This is a genomic window from Streptomyces sp. CC208A, assembly GCF_030010625.1.
In the GTDB taxonomy this organism is placed as follows: Bacteria; Actinomycetota; Actinomycetes; order Streptomycetales; family Streptomycetaceae; genus Streptomyces.
Map to the genome: position 1 here is coordinate 201291 of NZ_JASCXN010000006.1, position 22267 is coordinate 223557.

The window sequence follows — 22267 nt, forward strand, 5'->3', positions numbered from 1 at the left end:
GTGACGCCGTGGGCCAGCTGGGCGCGAGGTAGAGATCAGTGGCTGCGCGGCGCGTACATGATCACGGCCATGCCAGCGAGGCAGACGAGGGCACCGATGACGTCGTAGCGGTCGGGGCGGTAGCCGTCGGCGACCATGCCCCAGGCGATCGATCCGGCGACGAAGATCCCGCCGTAGGCGGCGAGGATGCGGCCGAAGTTGTCGTCGGACTGAAAGGTGGCCACGACACCGTAGAGGCCGAGGGCGATGACGCCGGCGCCGATCCAGATCCAGCCCTTGTGCTCGCGGATGCCCTGCCAGACGAGCCAGGCTCCCCCGATCTCGAAGAGGGCGGCGACGGCGAACAGAGCGATGGAACGAGCGATGGTCATGGTGCTCGACTCTATCGACGGCCGAGACCGGTGATCTTCATAGGGTCCCCGGCCTTCTGGCAGCCGCACCCGCTCTCACCGGCGGTCCTCGGCGCGCAGGAGCACGGGCGGCGGCGCTGGCCGAGCCACCAGGTCCCGGCGGCGAGCACGGCCAGGACGACAGCAATGGCCGGCAGCCAGCCCACCACTGCTCCTGCCCCGACACCGACGACGCCCGCCGTGATCAGGACGGGTAGCGCGCAGCACGCCACGCAGGCCAGGGCGGCCAAGCCCCCGAGGGCCTTCGGGGTGCGGTGGGGGCGGGGGTCAGCAGCAGGGGCCGGCATGGCGGTTCTCCTCGGCAAGGTCGGTGAAGGGGATCGGGCAGCAGGAGCTGCCGGCACAGACGGTCAGGTCGTCGCACCCGGCTTCGACAGCTGCCACCAGGGCGGTGCGGATGGTGGTGAGGTCGGCGATCTTCGCGTCGACCTCGGCGAGCTTGGCCGCAGCGCGCTCCTGGAGCCCGGCGATGGGGCGGCCGTGCCGGTGGCGGCCGGCCTCCAGCAGCTCGGCGACCTCGTCGAGCGTGAATCCGAGCCGCTGGGCGGCCTTGATCACGCGCAGTGCGGTCACCGCGTCCTCGCCGTAGAGGCGGTGACCGCCGTTGCTGCGCTCCGGCTCGGCCAGCAGGCCGCGCCGCTCGTAGTAGCGCAGAGTCTGGACGTTCACCCCGGCCGCCTCGGCGACCTGCCCGCTGCGCAGGCCCGCGCTCACGACTGCCCTCCGGCAGCCCGTGTGGCGAGGGCGTCGAGGACCGGTTCGTGCGCCGCATCCACCGCGATGTCCAGCACGATCACGTCCTCGCCGGGCGTAGTGGTGAAGGCGAAGAACGAACAGCAGCCGCTCTCGCGCGCCACCAGCTCGCGTACCCGCTCCTCGACACCCGGTCCGCCGGCCAGGTCAAAGCGGAGCCGGAGCGGTTCGGGCCTCGTCAACGAGGTCAGCCGCTCGGAGAACAGGGCGTCCCACTCCGCAACCCGCAGGGGCTGCTCCTCGGTGGGCAGCGTGCAGGACTGCGGCACCCAGGCCATCTCGCTCATCGTGCTCACTCCCGTCGTCGCGTGCCCCAGGGTGGGGACATCTCCGACGGTAAACCTGTACCTGGGTACCGGATGCAAGTCCGGCAGTCTGTGGCCGGGACGGACTGCCCTGTGTCGTGCTGACCGTGGGCTACCGGCGGTGGGTGATCTCCGCGAACGGCCCGGGCCCGTGGTCTTCCTCGGGTCCCCGTGCTGGTACTTCCGGCGGAATGCCGAGGGGTATGCGAGCTGCGGACCGGTTGCTCAGTGGCGTGTGTCAGTCCCGGGAGGACGTGGGCGCGGGGTGCCAGGGTGCGTCAGCGCGCGTGGGACGAGCGTCTGCGGCCAGCCGGATTTCGTACACCGGCCGGCTGCCGGGCAGGGGGCCGAGGTAGTCGTGGCCGACCATGTGGCACCAGGCCGGGAGGTCGAGCGGTGCCGCGGGGTCGGTCGCGATGACGTGGACCACGGTGCCCGGTGGTGCGTCTTCGATCTGTTTGCGCAGGCGCAGCAGGAGGGTGACGCAGAGCAGCCCGGTGCCGTCGACGGTGAGGTCGGCTGCGGGGGTCGGGGCGGTGGTCATCGGGGCAGGGTCTGGGTGACGCGCCACAGGCGGCGGGGCAGGTCGCCTTCCTCGAAGGCGTGGACCTCGTCGAGGGTCCAGCCGTCGGCGAGGGAGTCGACAAGGTGACGGGGGAAGAAGTGCACGGCGAAGCCGCCGTGTTCGTAGATGTCGTCTCCGTGGGCGGTTCCGGCGCCGTAGTGGGCGTCGCCGGTGTGCCGGACGGTGTAGACGAAGGTGCCGCCGGGACGCACGACGCGGCGGATGTCGCCGACGAGGGCGTGGATCTCCTTCGTCGACAGGGCCATGCACAGGAGCATGTGGGCGAAGACGGCGTCGACGGAGGCGTCCGGCAGGGGCAGGGGCTCGCGGACGTCGTGGACCGCGGTGGTCACCCGTTCGGCGACCCCCTGGTCGTGGGCGGCCTGCTTGAGCTGCTCCAGGCCGGTGGGGCTGAAGTCGGTGGCCTGGACGGTGAAGCCCTCGCGGGCGAAGTAGAGGGCGTCGCGGCCGTGTCCGGCACCCAGTTCCAGCACGTCGGTGGCTCCGGCCGTGTGGAAGACCTGCGCGGCGTGGATGGCGGGGGCGGAGGGCTTCTCGCCGTACATGCCGGGGTGGGCGGTGTAGGTGTTCTGCCAGTGCTGCCGCTGGGCCTCGGCCAGGTCCCTGGCGTCGTCGCTCATGCTTGTTCGCTCCCCTTGCCGGATCCGCCGGACAGCCTAGAGGGCGTTGGTCAGAGCCTGGCGCACCTGGTCGGCGGTAGGTACGCCGGCCAGGCCGTCGGGGGTGCGGTAGAGGCGGCAGGTCAGGGCCGGCGCCCGGCCGGGTTCGGCGAAGGGGTCGTGGCCGTCGATCAGAATCGTGGGCGAGCCGGTGAAGCGCGCGGCCTCGGCGCCGACGTGATCCGTGATGAGCCGCGTCTGGAAGGCCAGGTCGTTCAGGCCGAGTCCGTCCAGTGCCTGGCGGAGCCGGGCGGCTGCGGGCTCGGTGTTCGGGCAGCCGGGAACGACGAGCAGTTCGATCTTCATAGCGTCCTCCAGCGGGTCGTGCCCGGGGGTGGTTCAGCTGCAGCAGTCGCAGCCCGGTCGGCAGCCGCATGCGTCGGGCCGCGCGACGGTGGCCGGGGCCATGTTGGTCGTGGTGGGTGCGCAGCAGCCTTTGCCCTGCCAGGCGTCGCGGCCTTCCTTGACGGCGATGGCGGCGATGACGAGGGCGGCGATCGGGTCGGCCCAGGACCAGCCGAGCAGCAGGTTGGCGAGCAGGCCGGCCAGGAGCACGGCGGAGAGGTAGGTGCACAGCAGGGTCTGCTTGGAGTCGGCGACGGCGGAGGTGGAGCCGAGTTCGCGGCCGGCCTTGCGCTGGGCGGCGGAGAGGAACGGCATGATCGCCAGGGAGAGGGCGGCCAGCACGATGCCGGGGATCGAGTGGTCGGCTTTGCCGGTGCCGGTCAGCGCCCGGACGGAGTCGACGCTCACGTAGGCGGCGAGCGTGAAGAACGAGACGGCGATGATCCGCAGGGTGCGCTGTTCGCGGGCTTCGCGGACGGCGTGGTCGCGGGCGGAGAACTGCCAGGTGACGGCGGCGGCGGAGGAGACCTCGATGACCGAGTCGAGGCCGAAGCCGATCAGCGCGGTGGAGGAGGCCAGGGCGCCGGCCGTGATGGCGACGACGGCTTTGATGACGTTGTAGGTGATGGTCGCGGCGACGAGCAGACGTATGCGCCGGGTGAGGGTGTCGCGGCGGTCGGGGCTGGGGCCGAGGGATATCGCGGTCATTCAGCAGCAGCCCTTCTCGTCCGCGTCCGGGCAGGTCTTGTCCGCCTCGACGGCGACCACGGCCGTGCGCAAGTCGTCGAGGGCGTGGCCGAGGCGTTCGTCGGCGAGTTCGTAGCGGGTGCGCCGGCCGTCGGGCACGGCGACGACCAGGCCGCAGTCGCGCAGGCAGGCCAGGTGGTTCGACAGCCGGGTGCGGGAGATCTCCAGGGCGTCGGCGAGGTCGGCCGGGTAGGCCGGTGCCTCGCGCAGGGTGAGCAGGATGCGGCAGCGGATGGGGTCGGCGAGGGCGCGACCGAACCGCGCCAGCACCTCGATGTCAGCGGCGAGTGTGAACACGCCACGACAGTACATCGAATCCTGAATTCAGGGAATCATGGATCATTGGCGGTGGGTGATGTGCGCGGCGTAGGTGTGGTCCTGGCCGGCGAGGCGCTGCCAGGTGTCGGCGGTGTTCTGGTGGATGCCGAGCAGGCGGCTGACGACGACCGCGGGCAGCTCGGAGGCAAGTTCGATCAGAGCGGTGTTGCGGGCCATCCGCGGGCGGATGCCGAGCAGCCGGAGTCGGCGGGTCAGCCGGCCGGAGCTGAGGTGCTGGGCGGGGAAGCGGCCGGGGAACAGCCAGCGTTCTGCGGCGGTGTCCCTGGCCATCGCCTCGGCGTGGAGCGTTCGGAGGTAGCCGTCCAGGGGCGGGGGCATCTGGACCGGGACCTTTCCGAGCCGGAGGGCAGCCTCGTCGCCGCGCAGCGCCATGTGGGCGGCGGTGAGGGCGGTGATGCGGAAGGGGCCTTGGGCGAACAGCAGGGCAAGGAGTCCGGCCGCCTTGTCGGCGACGGTGATCTCGTCGTCGTGGATGAGCCGGTCCACCAGGCGCCACCGGGCGTCCTGGGCGATCAGCTGCCCGGTGAAGGCCGATGCGGAGACGTCGACGGTCAGCGTCCGGGTGTGGCCCTTGCGGCTCGTCCAGACGAGGAAGCCGTGGACACGGGGACCGCGGGCGGGATGGTCGTCCAGCCAGACGTCCAAGAGGTCCTGGGTGCACGAGTTGAGCTCGACGCCCTGTTCGTGGAGCCAGTTGAGCAGCCGGACTACCTGGATGACGTAGGCGCGGACGCCGTGCACCTGGGTCTGGGTGACGGGCCGGCGGCGGGAGGATGCACGCAGCCGGCGCAGCAGATGCCAGGTGACGTAGGCGTGGAGGACCTTGCGGCTCTCCGGCGCGTGAACCTCGGTGATCTTTCCGGGCAGCCAGCGTTCGAGGGCGGCGAGCCGCTCGTCGCGCGCGGGCAGGGCACCGCCGTCGACCAGGTGCTGGCGGAGGTTGTCGACGGCCTTGGAGGGACGGAGAGCGTCCAGGGTTTGGTGGGTGACCGGTCCGCGTCCCTGGGCCAGCGCCTGAAGGACGTCGCGGCGGGCCGGGCGGCGCTTGAGCCAGTCCAGCACGCTCGCGCCCGGCTGGCGCATGAGGGCGTCGAAGACCGGCTCGATGGCCGGGCGCACGGAGCCGTCCACGCTGAGGGCCTCGCGGAGCTGTTCATGGGCGGCACAGTCGGGGCACAGGCCGCGGTGGTGGAGGTGGGTGGTCGTGCCGCATGCGCGGCAGGTCCGCTTGTGCGCCGGATGCTTGAGCCAGCAGGTCGGGCACAGTTCGGCCCCGTCCTCGGTGACGGCGTTGATCCGCATTGTCCGTCCGCAGTCGGTGCAGGGACGGCGTGTGGCGCCGCAGGAGGAGCACAGCGGTTCGCCGTCGGCGGTGCGGTAGCTGACCATGTTCTCGCGTCGGCAGCCCACGCAGATCTCGCGCGGGCGGCGTTTCCGGATGCACGGGATGCACACCGGGGTGCCGGTGGAGATGTAGAAGCATGGGTGGTCGTTGCCGCATTCGCTGCAGGTCGCGGTCGGAGCGGCCCGGCAACGCTGGCACAGCAGAAGGTCGCCTTCGCGGGCCTGGATGTAGCGGCGTTCCCCGCACTGCGCGCAGATCTTGTGGCTGACAGGGTTGTGGTACCGGCACGCCTGGCACAGGGGCAGACCGTCATGGGTGCGGCCCAGCACCGGCCGGTCGCGTCCGCAGCGGGCACATGTCTCCACGCGTCCGGCCGACTTGCACTCGGCACAGCAGCGGACCCCGTCACGCGTACGCGACAGCGGCGTGTCCCGGCCGCACAACGGACATGGCGGAACCACCAGGCCCACCGCTCCCCGCTGCTGCAGAGCGGCGATCAGACTCACGGTCTTGGGCGGGCCGTGAGCCGCGTCGCCGGTCAGCAGGCCGGGACGGTCTTCCAGAGCCCACAGCAGCTTGCGCTGCCGGGCTCCGACCGGCTCGACAGCTCGGACCGCCTCGGCGATCACCGTCTCGGGCAAGTCCGGACAGAGCCGCTGGACCAGCCGGCACAGCCCTTCCAGCGGGTCGGCGCCGTCGTCCGGCGGATGGGCCGGGCAGCGGGGTCGCCCTTCACGGTCCCTGGTGACGAAACGGGGGCGGCCGCACACGGCGCACGGGTTGCCCTTGTCGCGGCGCACCCTCTCGCACTTGCCGCAGATACGGGTCTCGCTGTCCGGGAGCATGCCGACCAGCCGCCGGGCCTCGCCGCAGACACCGCAGCGGGGCGGTTGCACCTGGGTGGCGCCGTGCTTGATCAGCGCCTGGATGAGCCGGTCGACGATGGCAGGCGACTGGGCCCGCCCTTGCGTCAGCCACGACGGGTCCTGCTGGAGGAGCGCGGCGAGCCGCCGGCGCTGGGTGCCGACCGGGAAGGTGGCGGTCACCACGGCCCGGACCATGGCGGGATCCAGCGCCGGTTCGACGGCGCCGACGGCTTCCGCGATCACGGCCTCGGGTTCGAGCGCATGTCGCGGCAGTGCGGAGGCGTCCATGCGCTACTCCCCCGAGGGCATGATGCGAGCCCGTCGGGGCCGGAACTCACCTACACCGGCCGTCGGCCCGGCAGCCGCACCGTCCGCACCGCCTGCCGCGGTCTTCTTCTGCGCGGCGCGCACGGCCACCGGCTCGATCAGGTCGTCCATGTGGCACTGGAGGATGTCGAGCAGGGCCATCAGCGTGGGCAGGCTCAGCCGTTCGGGCCGCTCGACGACGAGCCGGTAGACCTGGCTGGCCGACAGGTCGATGCCCCGCTCGGCCAGCAGGGGTCGCAGATCGGTGGTGGAGAACATGCCGCGTTGGGCCATGACCTCCCGCAGGTGCCACCGGTAGTCCAGTTTCGCTGTCACGTCGTCTCCCTACTCGCCGCGGTCCAGGGCCTTGTCCAGGACCTTGCGCATCATCGTGTTCATGAAGTCACCGCTCACACCGGTGTAGAGCGCGGTCGTCGAGGCGTACCGGTGGCCCACCTGCCGCTGGACGAAAGCCGGGTCGGCGCCGTCTTCGATCTGATGGGTGACGTAGCTGTGCCGCAGGCAGTGCGGCACCAGGTCGGAGTCCATGCCCAGGGCATCGCGGTACTCGGCGAAGCGGTCCTCGATCTCGCGGCTCTGGAGCCGACTGCCGCGCTCGGTCGGCCACAACGCCGGCCCGGCCGAGGCCCGGTGGCGGGGGCGGATGTTCGTGACGTAGTCGTCGACCGCCTCCACCGCCCAGGGCATCACGCTCAGGACGTTCCGGCGCCGGGGCGGGGAACCCTTGGACCGCTTCCCGTACCGGACGTGCAACGAACCGAACCGACCCAGCTCTGGCGCCTTCGGGTTGCGGTACCAGTCGGTGAGGTCCAGCTTCGAGGTCTCCGTGCACCGCAGCCCCCAGCCGTAGATGACCTTGAAGACGGTGGCGTCGCGGTACGCGGCCAACGCGCCCTTCCGGCCGAGCCTGATGGCCCGGTCGACCTGGTCGTCGGCGTAGTCGAGGAAGAGCTGGATCTCCTCCCGGGTCATCGGCCGGCGGCCCGGCTCGCCTTCGTAGTCGACGAGGTGGGCGGCGGTGTTCCATTCATGGCAGATCTGCACGGGATGTGTTCCGAAGCGCCGTTCGCATTCCTGCGGCCACTGGTAGTGCGGCGAGGTGATGTAGTCGCAGAACAGGCGAACGGCGGTCTGGTAGCCCCGGATCGTCGACTCCGCGCGGTGAAGCTCCGCGATCAGGTGTGTCGTCCACTCGTCCATGGCGGCGGCCGACCAGTTCCACGGGTACACCTGGGCGAAGTCGTTGAACTGCCTTACGACACGCAGCCGGTCGCTGATCGTCTTCGCCTGCAGGCGCCGCCCTCCGCGCTGCTGGCGTGTCCAGCCCTCCAGCATCGCGTCGAACACGGCGTCCTCGGGGTGCAGCAGCGTCACGCCGTTCAGCAGCACCAGCCGGGCGGAGCCCTTACTCAAGTCCGTCGTCGTCACGCAGCCTCTTTCGCAGAGTGCGTGAATCATGCATCAGATGAACGATCCCTAGCAAGAGTGCAGGTCAGGAGCCTGCCTCACTCGTCCCCAGGAGGTACGTTGATGCCGCAGGTCCCCAGCTCAGGCGCCCCGGATTCACGCATCGGATGCAATTCCCCGGAGTCAACCATCGGCGAGATCTGGACCCTCTACGGCCGCCATCAGCTCAGCCGGACCTTCGACCTGCCGGAACTGGACGAATGGGCCTGGGATGTGTCGCAGGCCGGGCCCGGAATCAGCGTGCTCGGCAAGGTCGCCGGCCTGCGCGTCCTGGACCTGGGATCCGGAGTTGGCCGACACGCAGCTCACCTGGCCGCCCTCGGCGCCGACGTCACCGCCGTCGACGCCTCCCCCACCCAGCACCAGCGCGCCCTCACCCGCTACCCCGACACCCCCGGCCTGCGTCTGGTGTGCGCCGACGCCGTCGACCACCTGCGGGAAGCCGACCCCTACGATCTGATCTACTCCGTCAGCGGCATCCCCTTCGTGGATCCGCACCGCCTCCTGCCCGCCCTGGCCAACAGCCTCAGGCCCGGTGGCCGGCTTCTGTTCAGCGCGCTGCACACCAACTCGAACGGCGACGGTCCCTCCGACTCCGTCACGGCCCGCCCCGAAATCCTGCGGCTCCCTGGCACGGACGTTGAACACCAGATGCACATGTGGGTCCTCGAACCGCAGCTGTGGGAGGACCTCCTCGTCGACCACGGCCTTGTCATGGAGACGGTCACGACGATCGACTCCCCGCAGCCCGACCAGCCCCTGTCGTACCGGCTATACGCAGCTCGCCGCCCGGAACGGATCCGCAGCCGGCCCCGGACGCCGGCGCCGCCCGCGCCCCACGCGGCGCTGGGGGTCGGCATCATCGTGCACGGCCCGGACGGCGTCCTGCTGGGGCGCCACCGGCTCGGCACGTGGGAAGTTCCCGGCGGATCGCTGGAGCCGGGCGAGACGTTCGCCGAGGCCGTGGTCCGAGAGCTCGCCGAGGAAACCGGCCTGATCGCGCAGCCCGGCGACGTGCAGGTGCTCGGCACGCTTCTCGACCATGTGGGCGGCGTCCTGCGGCTCACGGTGCCCGCGCTGATCACCCGCTGGTCCGGCACACCACAGGAGTTGGAGAGAACCATCGGGTCGTGGCGGTTCTGGAGCCTCGACGCGCTGCCCCAGCCCCTCTTCGTGCCAAGCAGCCAGTGCCTGACGGCGTGGAGGCAGGAACTCCCCCTCGACCACCCGCCCGCCGACTTCCAGCCCTACAACACCCCCCTCGCCTAGCCCGGTGGCCATCACCTCAGGAACGGAGCACCGTCATGACCCAACCGTCGCGTCCTTCACTTCTCGCCGTCTTCGGCCACCCAGACGACGAAGCGCTGCTGGCAGGAGGCGTCCTGGCGCAGCACGCCGCCGCGGGAGCGAACACGGCCGTCGTCACCGCGACGTGGGTCCCCGGTACCCGTAGAGCCACGGAGCTGGCCGATGCGTTGACCGTTCTCGGCGCCGGGCAACCGCGGATGCTCGGCTACGCCGATGCGTGCGTCCCCGAGTCGGCCCCCGGCCGGCCGCGCCTGTGCGACACGCCGATCGACGAGCTAGCCGAGGCGATCGTCGCCCACATCAGGGCGGTACGCCCGCAGATCCTGATCACCCACGACGCGTACGGTCAGCTGACCGGGCATCCCGATCACGTACGCACCCACCAGGCGGCCCTCCTCGCCTTCCACGCCGCCGGACTCGAACACCGTTACCCGGACGCGGGACCGCCCTGGCGCCCCCAGGCCCTGTACGCGGCCACGCACCCGCACTCGCGTGCCGGCACTCTGAGCGCGCTCATGAAGCGGGTCGGCAAAACGACACTGAGCGTCCCAGACGAGCAGGTCACCACGTCGGTCGACGTGGGCAGCCATCTCGACCAGAAGTGGCGGGCCATCCTCGCCCACAGGAGCCAGGTGACCAGGGAACGCCCCCTGCCCGGCATCCTCTCCCGCCTCGCGCCCGTCGACCGCGAACCACTCATCCGGACCGAGTACTTCACCCGCCTCTCACCCGACCACATGCCCGGCATGCGGCCGAACCTAGCCATCTGACGATCACAATGACCACGAACCGAATCAGTGTCGCGCTACGCGCACCGGACCCAATCTCGCAGGCCGGAGTGACGAGTCAGTTACGAACCCGCCCCGAGATCACCATCGCCGACTGGAACGAGAACGCCGACCCGGCGCCCGAGGTCGTCGTGCTCGTGGTGGACACCGTCGACGAGGACGTCCTGCAGCTGCTGCGTCGCATCCGGCGCACCAGCCCGGCCCGTCCCGTCCTCGTGACGACGGGCATCGACGAACAGAAGCTCGTGAGCGCGGCGGAGTGCGGGGTCGCCGGGGTGATCCGGCGCGCGGAGGCGACCCCCGAGCACCTGGTGCACGTCATCGGCACGGTCGCGAAGGGCGCCGGACACCTCCCCTCCGACCTGGTGGGGCGCCTCCTGGAGGAGGTCGGCCGGCTCCAGGGGCAGGTCCTCGGCCCGCGCGGACTGCACTTCACCGGCCTCGCGGCGCGCGAGGTGGACGTACTGCGCCTGGTGGCGGAGGGGTACGACACGGCAGACATCGCCGCGAAGCTCTCGTACTCCGAGCGGACCATCAAGAACGTGCTGCACGCGGTGATCACCCGCCTGCAGCTGCGCAACCGGTCGCACGCGGTGGCGTACGCGATGCGGCAGGGACTCATATGACCCAGCCCACCATGACGCACGCCAGCGCTCCCGTTGGCGAACGCTTCCCCTGCAGAGACCAAGGAGTTCCGTTGTGAGCACTGTCCCGTGGCAAACCATCGGCCGACTGGCCGAGCTCTTCACCCGCCTCGACACCGCGCGCGGGATCCCCGCCGAGCAGCAGTGGACCTTGCAGGTCCTCAAACTCGCCGAGGAGGTCGGCGAGTCGGCCCAAGCCGTGATCGGCGCCTGGGCCACCAACCCCCGGAAGGGGCAAAGCCACACCTGGGGCCATGTCCAGGAAGAGGTCGCCGATTCCGCGATCACCAGTCTCCTTGCACCGGATGCTGGGTGACCAAGCGCCGGCCTTCTTCGAAGCAGTGCTCGTCCGGAAGGCCGCGAGGTTCCTCGACTTGGACGATGACGCCAGCGTGCCGCCTCTCGAAGGGGCGTGAGCAGCTCACGAGGGTCGTCGATGATCTGGGCCTTGCCGATGATGCCGTGGGCGTGGCGGACGTAGCCGCGCAGCGTGCGGGCCAGGACGGAGGCGAGCACAGACGGTTCCTTCGGGTGGCGCCGGCCGGGGCCGGGAGTCCTGCCCCGGCCGGCGGTGACAGACTGCCGGGAACGACGGTAGAGGTGAGGGAAGTTGATGGTGGTCGAGAGCAGGACCCCGACGGTCTTCCTGCTGGTGGGACTCACCGGATCAGGGAAGACGACCTACGCCCAGCGGGTGCTGGAGCCTCAAGGGGCGGTGCGGCTGTCGGTCGACGAAGTGGTCTTCGAGCGGCACGGCCGGTACGGCGTCGATTACCCGGAGAACACGTACTTCTCCAAGGAGGCTCCGGTTGTCGCCGAGCTGCACGAGCGGCTGGCAGAGCTGGTCGCGGAGGGCCGGGATGTGGTGTGGGACCACGGGCTGTGGCCGCGCAAGGACCGCGAGGGCATGAAGGCTCTGGTGGAGTCGGCCGGCGGGCGGTGGCGACTGATGTACTTCCCCGTGGCCCATGACGAGCTGCTGCGCCGGCTGGCGGAACGTAACGAGAGGGCGGACGCGAACGCGCTTGTCGTGACGCCGGAGGCGCTGGACGACTTCTTCGTGCGGTTCGAGGAGCCTCAGGGCGAGGGCGAGGAGATCGTGGAGCCGGGCTCGTTCTGAGGCGTCGGCGGGTGCCAGGCGGTGGTGATCATGGCTGCTTCGGCGGCCTGCCCCATCTCCCGCAGCGCCGTCCAGCACGATCTCGACGCCCCCTTCGACTGGGCCGATGACAGCACCTTCGACATCGTCCTGGTGGCCCTGGTCATCCACTACGTGCACGACCGCGTCGCCACCCTGGCCGAGCTCCGCCGCCTTCTCCGTCCCGGCGGACGGATCATCGTCTCGACGAGCCACCCCACCGCCGACTGGATCACCGCCGACGGCAGCTACTTCGAAGCAGGTCACGTGGAAGAGACCTGGTCGGTTGGCATGACGCACCGCTACTGGCGACAGCCCCTCCAGGCATGGCTCGACGACTTCGCCGCCGCCAGCCTCGCCCTCGAACGGCTCATCGAGCACCAGCCGGCTCTCGATGGCCCACGAGCACCCGACGACTTACGCCAAACTGGCCCACGAGCCCGACATCATCGCCTATCGGCTCGCCGCGTCACTCCCCGCCAGCGCTTAGCCCATCACCTTCGCGAAGGATCTGTGGTGCCTAACCGACCCACGCTCCTGGTCATCAGCGGTCCGCCCGGCACGGGTAAGAGCACGCTCGCCCGCGTCCTCGCAGAGCACCTCGGCTGCCCGGCGGTCATCCTCGATGAGATCAAGCAGGGCATGGTCCTCAACGCCGTCCCGTCACCGGACGGAACCGATAACCTCAACTTCCCGGCTCGCGACGCGTTCTTCGACACGATCACCGTGCTCCTGAAGGCCGGCGTGACCGTCGTCGCGGAGTCCGCTTTCCAGGACCGCCTGTGGCGTCCGGGCCTGGAACTCCTTACCGAGATCGCCTCGATCCGTGTCATCCGCTGCAGGACACCCGCAGGAACGATCGTCCAGCGCATCACCCAGCGGGCCGAGGACGACGCACACCGCGCGGCCCACGCCGATCACAGCCTCCTGGCAGAGATCGCCGCAGGTACGTACGTCCCCGACGGCTTCGTCGACATCTCCCTCGACCTGCCCACGCTCCTCGTCGACACCTCCGACGGCTACATCCCCGGTATCAAAGAGATCATCGCCTTCGCCCAGCCCCCTAAGAGGTCATCTCATTTGGGTGACTCGGTATTCTGTGGGTCATGGTGGGGATCGTTGAGCGGCTGGTGCCGGACGAGTTGTGGTTGTTGTTCCAGCGGGTGGTGCCGGAGGTGCCGTCGCGGCCGCAGGGTGGTGGTCGGCGTCGGCACGGCGACCGTGAGGTGCTGGCTGCGATCGTCTTCGTGGCCACGTCGGGTTGTACCTGGCAGCAGCTGCCTTCGGCATCGTTCGGCCCGTCCGGAGCGACCGCCCACCGGCGGTTCTCGGAGTGGTCGAAGGCCAGGGTGTGGGCCAAGCTCCACCGCCTGGTCCTCGATGAACTCGGCGCCCGCGGCGAGCTGGACTGGTCGCGGTGCGCGATCGACTCGGTGAACATGCGAGCCCTGAAAAGGGGGACCTGACGGGTCCGAATCCTGTCGACCGAGGCAAGTACGGCTCGAAGATCCACCTGATCACGGAACGGTCGGGTCTGCCCATATCCGTCGGCATTTCCGGCGCCAACCTGCACGACAGCCAAGCCCTGATACCGCTCGTGAAGGGCATCCCCCCGATCCGCTCGCGCCGCGGCCGGCGACGGCGCAAGCCTGGCAAACTCCACGCCGACAAGGGCTACGACTACGCCCACCTGCGGCGATGGTTACGCGAGCGTGGCATCACCCACCGCATCGCCCGCAAGGGAGTCGAGTCCTCTCAGCGGCTGGGCCGCCACCGCTGGACCGTGGAACGCACCATGGCCTGGCTCGCCGGCTGCCGCCGCCTCCACCGACGCTACGAACGCAAGGCCGACCACTTCCTCGCTTTCACCAGCATCGCCTGCACTCTCATCTGCTACCGCAGGCTCTCCAAATGAGATGACTTCTAAGGGGCGATAGATCACGAGAAGCACTTGGCTTTCGGCAAGATCGCGTTACGGGCCCTAAAGATCTTTCCCTGAAATTCGATCTTGAAATCTCGAATCGCGAGATCCTGACGCCTAGGTGACCTTCACAACACGCGCACTCATATGGATCGCGCTCACCGACTTGTAAGATCAGGGAAGACAGGGTGCGCCGGGCCAACCATCGCCCACCCCCACAGGCTCCTGGCTACTAACGTCCCTCGCAGAAGCGGGCCGGGCAAGGCTGGCAGTAACTACCTCGGTGTCATTGATGGAGCAACCATGCGTTGGCGTAGGGACTTTTTTCGACGCGTCCTCGTAAGGGGATGGCGCAGAAACCCCTCGCAACTTGCTCTCGTGAGGCAGTGCGAGAGGCTCCTCGAAGACCTCCCCATTCCGTCCCCTTTCAGCGTTGAGGCCCTGGTGCGCAACATCGAGGAGGCGCGGGGCCGTCAGATTAGGCTCGTCCCATTGGACGATGCAGATGGCGGCCTGGGTACGGCTTGCGGTCTTCGCGTCAAGGCTCCGGGTCTCACTCTGATCCTTTACCGGCGTCGCTCAAGTCGAAATCAGACCGAGCACATCATCCTCCACGAGCTCTCACATGAATGGCTGGACCACGGCACCTCCTTGACGGACGAGCAAGTCCAGCGGTACGTACCGACTCGGATTCGCGAGGAAGTTATTCGCCGTTTCCCGGGAACGCTCGTCCAGGGTCGCGTAGATTTCAGCAGCCCCGAGGAGAAGCAGGCCGAGATCTCGGCTTCCTTGATTAAACGCTTGGCGCGAAGGCAGTCGGTTACAGGAGACGACATGGTGAGCCTTCTGGAACGCTCGCTCGCTCACCCGGTCGCCCCGCCACGACATCGACACTAGTTGCCCTGGGCTCCCAGCTCAATCCCGTCCACCCGTCGGAAATTAGGCCGAGAAGAGCCGACTCGATCGGCGAGCTACTCGCCCTGTCGACCCCTCTGGTTCCGTGTTCGACTACTTCAAATACCTGACTGCGGCAGTGATGACCGTCATTGCCGTGTGGCGATTTCCCGCGGTGCGCTATGGAGACGCCCATCGGCGAGCCCTCTGGGGTGGATACGCGGGTTTCGCCGTAGCGCTGTGGCTTTACACGCCGGCAGCGATGGACGCGGTGGATCGAATCCCGGTCGTGGACCTGAGCGCTCTGCTCAGGCACTTCGCGAGCACTGCAGCGATCATCGCAGCCCTCACCTACGTAGCCACCAGTTACGGGAAGACCTCGGAGGCGGTGGTGCCGCGTCACGTAGCGGTCTCCCGCTGGATCGCACGCGCCTCCTACGGGGCAGGGGCGGTAGGCGTCACCACGCTGACGGTGCTCTTCTTCACTGTCGTTCAGCGCGACAGGCCGAGCGACAACTTCCTCGTCGATCACGCCGGGCAATGGGGCGCGGCTGTCTACATGACCGTGTTCTATTTTTTCCCTCTCGTCACGACGGCCGTTTGCGGATATCAGTGGACGAGAGCAGCACGACAGGCCGAGAGCATCAGCATGCGAATCGGGCTGGGCCTGATGAGCTTGGCCATGTGGATGGGGCTCGTTCACACCCTGACCCGCATCACAATGCTGTGGGCTGATGTCGCATTTCCACTATCCCCCTCCACGATGCGGTTCCTCGTTGTCGCAACGTCCATGTGGATGAACCTTCTTTTCTTGATCGTCGCCGCAGGTGCAAGCATCCCGACCTCCCGTGCAGCAGTAGCGCGATGGAAAGCATGGCGCACCCTGTACAAGATCTACCCTCTCTGGTTTGACCTAGTGCAGGCTTTTCCAGGGACAAGCCTCTACCCTCCGGGCCGACGCCTCTCAGAGCTCAGGCACTTCCGGGTTCCCATCGACGTCCGCCTGGACCGGTGGACGCAGGATATTGCCGACGCCTGCGAGAAGCTGCGCTACTACGCGCCGCGCGACCTCATGTTCGCCGCGGAGGACGCCACCGCCTCACATCCCGACCCCGAGCTGGCAGCAGAGGCTTACTGGATCCGGGCCGCCCTACAAGCTGCCGAGTCGGCGCCCGCAAATACACAAGCGGCTGCTCCTCTACGGGAAAAGCCGTTCGTGGACACTGACAGCGAGGCCGCGTGGCTGGCGCGAGTCAGCACAGTCTATTCGCGCGTCTCTCCGGAAAGAGCACGGCACCTTCTCCAGCATTCAACCACAACGGAAATGGATCCGCTTCCTTAATTATCGAATACCCCTCGGGGGCTACCCCTCACTCTGCGTGGACGGGGCGCGACGAAAACGGAGCATCGCCTCTCGCGCACTGCCGGGTGATTTTCCACACCCGCACTTCTCGAACGCGGCTGGTACCGTGGTCATGCGGGTTGCCAGCAGGTCTTACCTCCGCCCCGTGATTGAACCCCGGCCGCGACGCACTCTTACTCCCGTCGCCAGATGCAGCCGGGCCGCGACCCTATCCGGTCCGGATGGGCGTCCGAAATCTCAGCAACCTGGAGTTCTCGCATGTCCAACCGCCCCACGGGTCTCATCCTTGATTTCGGAGGCGTTCTCACCACCCCGCTGCTGCCCGCGGTGCTCGCCTTCGAGCAGCGCGAGGGCCTTCCGAAGGGCGCCTGCCTCGCGGCCCTCTACAAGGACGAGGAGGGCGTTCGGATCACCAGCGACCTCGAGCGCGGCGTCGTCTCTCAGACGGAGTGGAACACGTTCGCCGGCAAGATGCTGGGCGTCTCCCCGGACAACTTGATGGGCCGCATCTTCGGCACCCTTCGTCCCGAGCCTCTGATGATCGACGCGGCAGCCGCGGCGCGGCGGGCGGGGATCAAGGTGGGCATCCTGTCCAACTCGGTGGGCTTGGCGCCGTGGGATCTGTACGACGGCTACGAGCTGGAGCGGCTGTACGACGTCGTGGTGATCTCCGAACGGCACCTGCTGCGCAAGCCCGACCCCGAGCTGTTCGAAATCACCCTCAAGCTCATGGGCCTACCGGCCGCCGAGTGTGTGTTCGTGGACGACACCGCCGCTTACACCGAGGCCGCCGAGAAGCTGGGCATCACGGGCGTGCACAACCAGGACCCCGGCCAGACGGTGGCTGCCCTTTCGGAGCTGTTCGGCGTGGACCTCGCCACGGCCTGATTCGCCGCCTCCAGGCAGGGCCAGAAACGACTAAGGACTCCGGCACCCCCGTGGGGGTGCCGGAGTCCTTCGCGTTGCAGGGCCCCTCAGGGCAAGGGCGCGAGTCCGTGCTCCCAGGCGGCGTTACTCGCTCCCCGGTGCCTCTGGCAGCTTGTGCCTCAGCTCTCCGACGACTTCGTTGATCTTGGCCATCATCTCGGCGGACAGACCTTCACCGTTGCCGCGGGCCGCCAGTCCGAGAATCTGTCCTCGATGGATGGAGCCGAGGAACACGAGCGACTCCAGGAACTGGCGGTCCTCGGCGCCGAGCTCGGCGTCGTCCTGGAAAAGGCCGACGTTGACCTGGAGGGCGTGGGCAAGGCCGGCGCGCACTGCATCGGAAGCCTCGGTCGTCGCACCCTCACGAAGGGCGACGATGTCCTCGGTCGTCACGGCTGTTGTCCCGGCGTGCTCGTTGACCAGTCGCGCGATCTCCTCGTCGGAAGGCGCCTCCTGGCCGACATAGCCGTGCTGCACGAGGTAGTTGATCTTTTCCCCGATTGTCCGGGGCGTGGCCGGGCCGTCGCGGGAGCCCTCTGGGCGTACCCCGAAACTTACGTCCTGGGCCGCCAGCAGCTCGGCTTCGGTCACGCCGTACGCCTGGGCGAGGGGCTTGACGTACGCCTCGCTGAGTCGGCGCCGGCCGCCCTCCGCGTTGCTCACCGGAACGCGACTCGCGTTGATGACCTCGGCGGCCTGCGTGATGCTGAGGCCGGCGTCGCAGCGAAGAAGGTGGAGGTCCGCCGGGCCGTCGGCGGGAAAGAGGGCATCGAGCGGCTCACCGACAGCTGCTGCGAGCGCTGGAAGCTTCTCCCCCTTAGGGAACTCCTGGCCGTCCTCCCACCGCGACACGGCCGGCCCCTTGACGCCCACGGCCGCGCCCAGATCCTTCTGGCTGAGCTCCCTGGCTCTTCGGGCAGCGCGAAGGCGTTTGCCGTCGAACTGACGAGTGCGCACGTGTGTACTCCTGCAGGGTCGCGATCTGGCCGGCGGGGGCGGCCTCGGGGGCTACTGTAGTCCAGGCTTGATGCGCCTGTGAAACTAACGTAAGTTTCCGTATCGCACCTGCTGGTCGGGCCTCACCCTTCCATGGTGCCTGCTCTGGGGAGGACCTTCCATGCATGTTGCGGTGCCGACGCCGTGCGCGCAACGCGCTGCTGGATCCGATGCCCAGTCGTTGCCGACAGCAACGCTGCAGCCCCGTGTCCCTGTCAGCGTCGACCGCTGCCTGGCGGGGCCTCTCGGGAACTTGTACGGGGCTGTAGAGCTATGTCTAGACCTTTCCGCGCTGTCCTCGTATGTTCGTCGTCGCTCGCCGGGCAGCCCGCCCGGCCCAGGGGTGAGGAGGAACATGACGGACTACTGCCGCCGCCGCGCCGGATAGACGGCAAAAACGGCGACGGCGCCTGAGAGAGGCAACTCTCAGACGCCGGACGCTCACGATGTTCCCGCCCAGGCAAGGGCCGGGATCACCTTCATCCGCACCGATCCTTCTCACGGGACCACAACGGTGCGGCTTCACTGCACAGGAGATTGTGTCATGTCCGCTGCCCAACGCAAAAGACCAGATTCCTCGGCCTGCGTGGCGACAGCCCCCGTCCGCAACCCCGTCCTCGGGGGTGCCGTCTGATGGCCCGCATCCGAACCATCAAGCCCGAGGCGTTCGAGTCCGAGGATCTTGCCGCGGTCGGCGTGACTGCGATGGTCACCTTCTTCGGGCTGCTCACCCAGGCCGACGACTCCGGTCGCTTCCGCGACCACCCCGCGATCATCGCGGGACGGCTCTGGGCCCTTCGCGCCGACCACACCCCGGCGCATGTGGCCATCGATCTGGAGCAGCTCGCCGAGGCCGGCCTGATCTGTCGCTACACCGGCTGCGACGGGAACGCCTACCTCCACGTGGTGACGTGGGAGAAGCACCAGAAGATCGACCGGCCCTCCGCGTCCAGGCGCCCGCGGTGCCCGGCCCACCAGGGTCACCAGAAGTGCGGCGCCTGCACGAAGGACGCGTGCCCGACGGTCTCACCCGCCCACACTGCGCCCGCTGGCCGCGCGGACGCCGCCAAGACCTCTTCGCACCACCCTCGTCGAACCCTCGATACGCAGGAATCGGCCACGCCCGAGCAGTTCCCGGCCGTCTCGGAGGAGGCCGTGAACGGTGGTCCGGTGCGGGTGAGCAGTGACGGGCAGCCCGCCCGGCCCGCCTCGGTGATGTCCAGCGAATCCGCAGGTCACAAGGGGTTCGGCGACGATTCGGCGAAGCCTCGCGAGGGTGCAGCGCCTGGATCTAGGATCCTGGATCCTGGATCTTTCCCTAAGGGGGGCGAGGCCCCCGCCCCGCGTACCGCTCCGGAAGGTGCCTCGGTGAAGGCCCTGGTGGCCGAGTACGTGCGGGAGTCCGCGCACCGGCCTCCGAAGGATGTCGTGGGGCTGGTCGGTCGCCACGTGAAGGCTCTGGTCGAGGAGGGCTACGACCCGGAGGTGATCCGCAGCGCTCTGGAGCGGCTGCGGGTGAAGGGCCTGCACGGGAGCGTGCTGCCGAGCCTGGTCAACGAGGCGCTGAACGCCTCACCGTCTCCGTCCGCCGTCGGCGCCTCCGGCGCGGGGCCCTGGGCCACCTCCGGCTACAGGCCCTACCTCGATCCCACAGCCGCCGAGCCGAGCGGATTCGGAGGCCGACTGTGACCCGCTACCAGCTCGACGACCCGCAGCCGCCCCTGCCCGAGCGTCTGCGAGCCCGCCTGGAGGCCAGGCTCGCCGAACGCGGGATCGACCCCGCCGCCGAGCTGCCGGACACCCCGGAGCCGATCCCGGCCCTGGAGGCCGCGCAGCTGCGGATCCCGATCGACTACCGCGAAGCCCTGGTGGAGCACCCCGATGTCGCCGCCTGGGTCCGCAAGGTCGCCGAAGGCGCGGTCGCCCCGTCCGCCGGCGGGCTGAACCCGCAGTTCGGCGTATCCGGGCGCCGGCGGATCATGCACGGACCGTCGCTGCTGCTCTGGGGGAACCTCGGGACCGGCAAGACGCACCAGGCGTACGCCGCGATCCGGGCCCTGACCGCCTCCGGGTGCGGGGTGGCCTGGCACGCGACCACCGCCGCCGACCTGTTCGGCGACACCCGGCCGCAGGCCGGCGTGGACCTGGAGCACCAGCTCCGCCGGATCGTCCGGGTGCCCCTGCTGCTCCTGGACGACGTCGGTGCGGCGAAAACGTCGGCGTGGACCGAGGAGGTCCTCTTCCGGCTGGTGAACTGGCGCTGCCAGAACCGGATGCCGACGATCTTCACCACGAACCTGCCTCCGGTCCGCGAGCTCGCCGACTCGTCCCACCAGCCGGTCCTGCGTGACCTGGTCGGCGACCGCGTGCTGAGCCGCATGTCCGGCATGTGCACCCCGGTCCGCTTCACCGGCCCGGACCGCCGCTTCCAGCGCTGAGACGCGCCCTCCTCACCTCGGCCCGCCGCCGCAGCCGGGCCCATCCCTCCGCCTCACCCCTGCTCCTCCTCCGCCCCCGGCGTCGAGGGAGTCCGAGGCGTACCCGAAAGACACCCTGATGCGCTACATCACCACCAACACCGGTCCGCAGCCGACCATCCGCTCGATCGCCGACCACAGCTGGCACTCCCGCGCCGCCTGCTACGGCATCAACCCCAAGGAAGCCGACCGGCTGTTCTTCCACGGCCCCCGCAGCTTCCGCGACCGTCAGCAGGCCAAGCAGGTGTGCGCGGCCTGCCCCGTCCAGCGGGACTGCCTGAACTTCGCCCTGGAGAACCGGGTCGAGCACGGCATGTGGGGCGGCCTGACCCTCAAGGAACGCGCCCAGTGGCGTAAGAAGCTCGCCAACCGCCTCGACTACACGCGAGTGCGCTCCGCGATCATCGGCCGGGACGTCCACCTCAGCAGTCTGGAGCGCGACGCGGTCGTCCGGTACGCCTGCGCGAGGGGCTGGAGCACGACCCGCCTGGCCCATGTCCTGGGCGTCACGGCCGAGTGGGCCCGCGACTTGATGAGCGAAGAAGCCTGCGCCATCGAGGACCGCGACCGGCACAACCTGCACGCCGACCCTGCCCCGGTCGTGCCCGCCCAGGAGGACGGTTCGAACACGGACGACCCGCCGGCGAGCAGCGCCCAGGACGCGGATGCCCCTGATGCCGAGCGCCCGAGCGACGACGTGGTCCCCGTCGACCGGCACGTCCACACCCCCGTCGTCATCGACGACCTCCGAAAGGCAGCATGACTCACCCTTACGCCCCGACCGGCCGCCCCTCTCAGAAGGCGGCCGAGCGGTACGTCCTGATCTCCGCCGGCGCCGTCATCGTGGCCCTGACCATCGCCTCCTTCTGGCTGTCCTACGCCCACCTGGCCGAAGTCGCCGGCCAGCACGGCCTGGGCAGCGCCCGCGCCCGGCAGTGGGCATGGCCTGGAACGATCGACGCCTTCATCGTGACCGGCGAGCTGCTCATGCTGCGTGCAGGGCTGAGGCGCGTCACGGACTGGTGGGCGATCGGCCTGACGGTCACCGGCTCGGTGGGCTCCATCGCACTGAACGTGGCCGGAGTCCGCGGCAGCAACGACGGACCTGTCCCGCTGCTCGACTACATCGTCGCCGCCGTCCCCCCAACCGCCGCCCTCCTCGCCTTCGGAGTCCTTATGCGGCAGATCCACCAACTCGTCGCACCGCAGCCGCGCACCGACGAAGGGGGCACCCCGGAGATGGGGACGGAGACCGGGACCGGAACGGGGACCGGGACCGAGACCGAGACCGGAACCGGGACCGAGACCGAGACCGGAACGGGGACCGGGACCGGAACGGGGACGGGGACCGAGACGGGGACCGGGACCGAGACGGGGACGGGGACCGAGACGGGGACCGGGACCGGAACGGGGACCGGGACCGGAACGGGGACCGGGACCGAGACCGAGACCGGAACCGGGACCGAGACCGAGACCGGAACGGGGACCGGGACCGGAACGGGGACGGGGACCGGGACGGGGACCGGGACCGAGACGGGGACCGAGACCGAGACGGGGACCGAGACCGGAACGGGGACCGGGACCGGAACGGGGACCGGGACCGAGACGGGGACCGAGACCGAGACGGGGACCGAGACCGAGACGGGGACCGAGACCGAGACG

Annotated in this window: 25 protein-coding genes and 1 pseudogene; 13 read left to right on the forward strand and 13 right to left on the reverse strand. The window is 69.2% G+C overall.

Annotation, left to right across the window (positions count from 1 at the left end; all coding sequences use genetic code 11):
* Window positions 1-35: 35 nt before the first annotated feature.
* The 12 genes from QK442_RS10215 to QK442_RS10270 form a co-directional block, all read right to left on the reverse strand.
* The gene (locus QK442_RS10215; RefSeq protein WP_031009500.1) at window positions 36-371 is read right to left on the reverse strand and encodes a YnfA family protein; all 336 of its coding nucleotides are present in this window, start codon (window positions 369-371) and stop codon (window positions 36-38) included.
* 11 nt (window positions 372-382) lie between these two features.
* The gene (locus QK442_RS10220) at window positions 383-697 is read right to left on the reverse strand and encodes a hypothetical protein (protein WP_282693546.1); all 315 of its coding nucleotides are present in this window, start codon (window positions 695-697) and stop codon (window positions 383-385) included.
* The gene (locus QK442_RS10225; RefSeq protein ID WP_282693547.1) at window positions 678-1124 is read right to left on the reverse strand and encodes a MerR family transcriptional regulator; all 447 of its coding nucleotides are present in this window, start codon (window positions 1122-1124) and stop codon (window positions 678-680) included. Before QK442_RS10225 ends, QK442_RS10220 begins: the two co-directional genes overlap by 20 nt.
* Window positions 1121-1450 carry a hypothetical protein gene (locus QK442_RS10230; protein ID WP_282693548.1) on the reverse strand — a complete coding sequence of 110 codons (330 nt, stop codon included), beginning with the start codon at window positions 1448-1450 and terminating at the stop codon, window positions 1121-1123. The genes QK442_RS10225 and QK442_RS10230 overlap by 4 nt, the downstream gene beginning before the upstream one ends.
* Before the next feature lie 256 nt (window positions 1451-1706).
* Entirely contained in the window at window positions 1707-2012 is a 306-nt protein-coding gene (locus QK442_RS10235) for a sulfurtransferase TusA family protein (protein WP_282693549.1), read from the reverse strand.
* Window positions 2009-2674 carry a class I SAM-dependent methyltransferase gene (locus tag QK442_RS10240; RefSeq protein ID WP_282693550.1) on the reverse strand — a complete coding sequence of 222 codons (666 nt, stop codon included), beginning with the start codon at window positions 2672-2674 and terminating at the stop codon, window positions 2009-2011. Before QK442_RS10240 ends, QK442_RS10235 begins: the two co-directional genes overlap by 4 nt.
* Window positions 2675-2710: 36 nt before the next feature.
* A complete protein-coding gene (locus QK442_RS10245; protein WP_282693551.1) occupies window positions 2711-3019 on the reverse strand; it encodes a hypothetical protein in 309 nt (102 codons plus the stop codon).
* Between the two features lie 33 nt (window positions 3020-3052).
* Complete coding sequence (locus QK442_RS10250; protein WP_282693552.1) at window positions 3053-3766, reverse strand: cation transporter; 714 nt, start codon at window positions 3764-3766, stop codon at window positions 3053-3055.
* Window positions 3767-4102: a metalloregulator ArsR/SmtB family transcription factor gene (locus QK442_RS10255; protein WP_282693553.1), complete on the reverse strand. Its 336-nt coding sequence runs from the start codon at window positions 4100-4102 to the stop codon at window positions 3767-3769.
* Between the two features lie 42 nt (window positions 4103-4144).
* Window positions 4145-6643: a hypothetical protein gene (locus QK442_RS10260; RefSeq protein ID WP_282693554.1), complete on the reverse strand. Its 2499-nt coding sequence runs from the start codon at window positions 6641-6643 to the stop codon at window positions 4145-4147.
* A gap of 3 nt (window positions 6644-6646) precedes the next feature.
* Window positions 6647-6997: a helix-turn-helix transcriptional regulator gene (locus QK442_RS10265; RefSeq protein ID WP_282693555.1), complete on the reverse strand. Its 351-nt coding sequence runs from the start codon at window positions 6995-6997 to the stop codon at window positions 6647-6649.
* 9 nt (window positions 6998-7006) lie between these two features.
* Window positions 7007-8110 carry a tyrosine-type recombinase/integrase gene (locus tag QK442_RS10270; RefSeq protein ID WP_282693556.1) on the reverse strand — a complete coding sequence of 368 codons (1104 nt, stop codon included), beginning with the start codon at window positions 8108-8110 and terminating at the stop codon, window positions 7007-7009.
* A 102-nt stretch (window positions 8111-8212) separates the two neighbouring features.
* Between QK442_RS10270 and QK442_RS10275 the strand changes: the two genes are divergently transcribed.
* From QK442_RS10275 to QK442_RS10315, 9 genes and pseudogenes are all read left to right on the forward strand, one after another.
* Complete coding sequence (locus QK442_RS10275; protein WP_282693557.1) at window positions 8213-9418, forward strand: NUDIX domain-containing protein; 1206 nt, start codon at window positions 8213-8215, stop codon at window positions 9416-9418.
* 35 nt (window positions 9419-9453) lie between these two features.
* Window positions 9454-10227 (forward strand): PIG-L deacetylase family protein, encoded by a 774-nt coding sequence (locus QK442_RS10280; RefSeq protein WP_282693558.1) that lies wholly within the window; start codon window positions 9454-9456, stop codon window positions 10225-10227.
* 68 nt (window positions 10228-10295) lie between these two features.
* Window positions 10296-10871, forward strand: coding sequence for a response regulator transcription factor (locus tag QK442_RS10285; RefSeq protein ID WP_234338271.1), 576 nt, complete (start codon window positions 10296-10298; stop codon window positions 10869-10871).
* Between the two features lie 73 nt (window positions 10872-10944).
* The gene (locus QK442_RS10290) at window positions 10945-11205 is read left to right on the forward strand and encodes a MazG-like family protein (protein WP_282693559.1); all 261 of its coding nucleotides are present in this window, start codon (window positions 10945-10947) and stop codon (window positions 11203-11205) included.
* A 297-nt stretch (window positions 11206-11502) separates the two neighbouring features.
* The gene (locus QK442_RS10295; RefSeq protein ID WP_282693560.1) at window positions 11503-12009 is read left to right on the forward strand and encodes an ATP-binding protein; all 507 of its coding nucleotides are present in this window, start codon (window positions 11503-11505) and stop codon (window positions 12007-12009) included.
* Between the two features lie 30 nt (window positions 12010-12039).
* Window positions 12040-12924, forward strand: a pseudogene (locus QK442_RS10300) (AAA family ATPase); the annotation flags it as partial.
* A gap of 209 nt (window positions 12925-13133) precedes the next feature.
* Window positions 13134-13942 (forward strand): IS5 family transposase gene (locus QK442_RS10305; protein ID WP_282693561.1). Its coding sequence is split into 2 segments (ribosomal slippage): window positions 13134-13478 and window positions 13481-13942, totalling 807 coding nucleotides; the frame shifts between segments, so codons are not numbered across the junction.
* A 1006-nt stretch (window positions 13943-14948) separates the two neighbouring features.
* On the forward strand, window positions 14949-16184 hold the full coding sequence (locus QK442_RS10310) for an MAB_1171c family putative transporter (RefSeq protein ID WP_282693562.1): 1236 nt from the start codon (window positions 14949-14951) through the stop codon (window positions 16182-16184).
* A 279-nt stretch (window positions 16185-16463) separates the two neighbouring features.
* Complete coding sequence (locus tag QK442_RS10315; RefSeq protein WP_282693563.1) at window positions 16464-17093, forward strand: HAD-IA family hydrolase; 630 nt, start codon at window positions 16464-16466, stop codon at window positions 17091-17093.
* Between the two features lie 123 nt (window positions 17094-17216).
* Here QK442_RS10315 and QK442_RS10320 read toward each other — a convergent pair whose 3' ends face one another.
* Window positions 17217-18089, reverse strand: coding sequence for a helix-turn-helix transcriptional regulator (locus QK442_RS10320; RefSeq protein WP_282693564.1), 873 nt, complete (start codon window positions 18087-18089; stop codon window positions 17217-17219).
* A 672-nt stretch (window positions 18090-18761) separates the two neighbouring features.
* Here QK442_RS10320 and QK442_RS10325 point away from each other — a divergent pair.
* From QK442_RS10325 to QK442_RS10340, 4 genes are all read left to right on the forward strand, one after another.
* On the forward strand, window positions 18762-19817 hold the full coding sequence (locus QK442_RS10325; RefSeq protein ID WP_282693565.1) for a hypothetical protein: 1056 nt from the start codon (window positions 18762-18764) through the stop codon (window positions 19815-19817).
* Window positions 19814-20566: an ATP-binding protein gene (locus tag QK442_RS10330; RefSeq protein ID WP_282693566.1), complete on the forward strand. Its 753-nt coding sequence runs from the start codon at window positions 19814-19816 to the stop codon at window positions 20564-20566. Before QK442_RS10325 ends, QK442_RS10330 begins: the two co-directional genes overlap by 4 nt.
* A 118-nt stretch (window positions 20567-20684) precedes the next feature.
* Entirely contained in the window at window positions 20685-21368 is a 684-nt protein-coding gene (locus QK442_RS10335) for a WhiB family transcriptional regulator (protein WP_282693567.1), read from the forward strand.
* On the forward strand, window positions 21365-22267 hold a 903-nt coding region (locus QK442_RS10340; RefSeq protein WP_282693568.1), incomplete at its 3' end, for a DUF2637 domain-containing protein. The genes QK442_RS10335 and QK442_RS10340, both read left to right, overlap by 4 nt.

Bases quoted from the DNA above. Each gene is read 5' to 3' on its own strand.
- QK442_RS10215 (WP_031009500.1), bottom strand. From the start codon at position 371: ATGACCATCGCTCGTTCCATCGCTCTGTTCGCCGTCGCCGCCCTCTTC.
- QK442_RS10220 (WP_282693546.1), bottom strand. From the start codon at position 697: ATGCCGGCCCCTGCTGCTGACCCCCGCCCCCACCGCACCCCGAAGGCC.
- QK442_RS10230 (WP_282693548.1), bottom strand. From the start codon at position 1,450: ATGAGCGAGATGGCCTGGGTGCCGCAGTCCTGCACGCTGCCCACCGAG.
- QK442_RS10235 (WP_282693549.1), bottom strand. From the start codon at position 2,012: ATGACCACCGCCCCGACCCCCGCAGCCGACCTCACCGTCGACGGCACC.
- QK442_RS10240 (WP_282693550.1), bottom strand. From the start codon at position 2,674: ATGAGCGACGACGCCAGGGACCTGGCCGAGGCCCAGCGGCAGCACTGG.
- QK442_RS10245 (WP_282693551.1), bottom strand. From the start codon at position 3,019: ATGAAGATCGAACTGCTCGTCGTTCCCGGCTGCCCGAACACCGAGCCC.
- QK442_RS10250 (WP_282693552.1), bottom strand. From the start codon at position 3,766: ATGACCGCGATATCCCTCGGCCCCAGCCCCGACCGCCGCGACACCCTC.
- QK442_RS10260 (WP_282693554.1), bottom strand. From the start codon at position 6,643: ATGGACGCCTCCGCACTGCCGCGACATGCGCTCGAACCCGAGGCCGTG.
- QK442_RS10275 (WP_282693557.1), top strand. From the start codon at position 8,213: ATGCCGCAGGTCCCCAGCTCAGGCGCCCCGGATTCACGCATCGGATGC.
- QK442_RS10280 (WP_282693558.1), top strand. From the start codon at position 9,454: ATGACCCAACCGTCGCGTCCTTCACTTCTCGCCGTCTTCGGCCACCCA.
- QK442_RS10295 (WP_282693560.1), top strand. From the start codon at position 11,503: ATGGTGGTCGAGAGCAGGACCCCGACGGTCTTCCTGCTGGTGGGACTC.
- QK442_RS10315 (WP_282693563.1), top strand. From the start codon at position 16,464: ATGTCCAACCGCCCCACGGGTCTCATCCTTGATTTCGGAGGCGTTCTC.
- QK442_RS10325 (WP_282693565.1), top strand. From the start codon at position 18,762: ATGGCCCGCATCCGAACCATCAAGCCCGAGGCGTTCGAGTCCGAGGAT.
- QK442_RS10335 (WP_282693567.1), top strand. From the start codon at position 20,685: ATGCGCTACATCACCACCAACACCGGTCCGCAGCCGACCATCCGCTCG.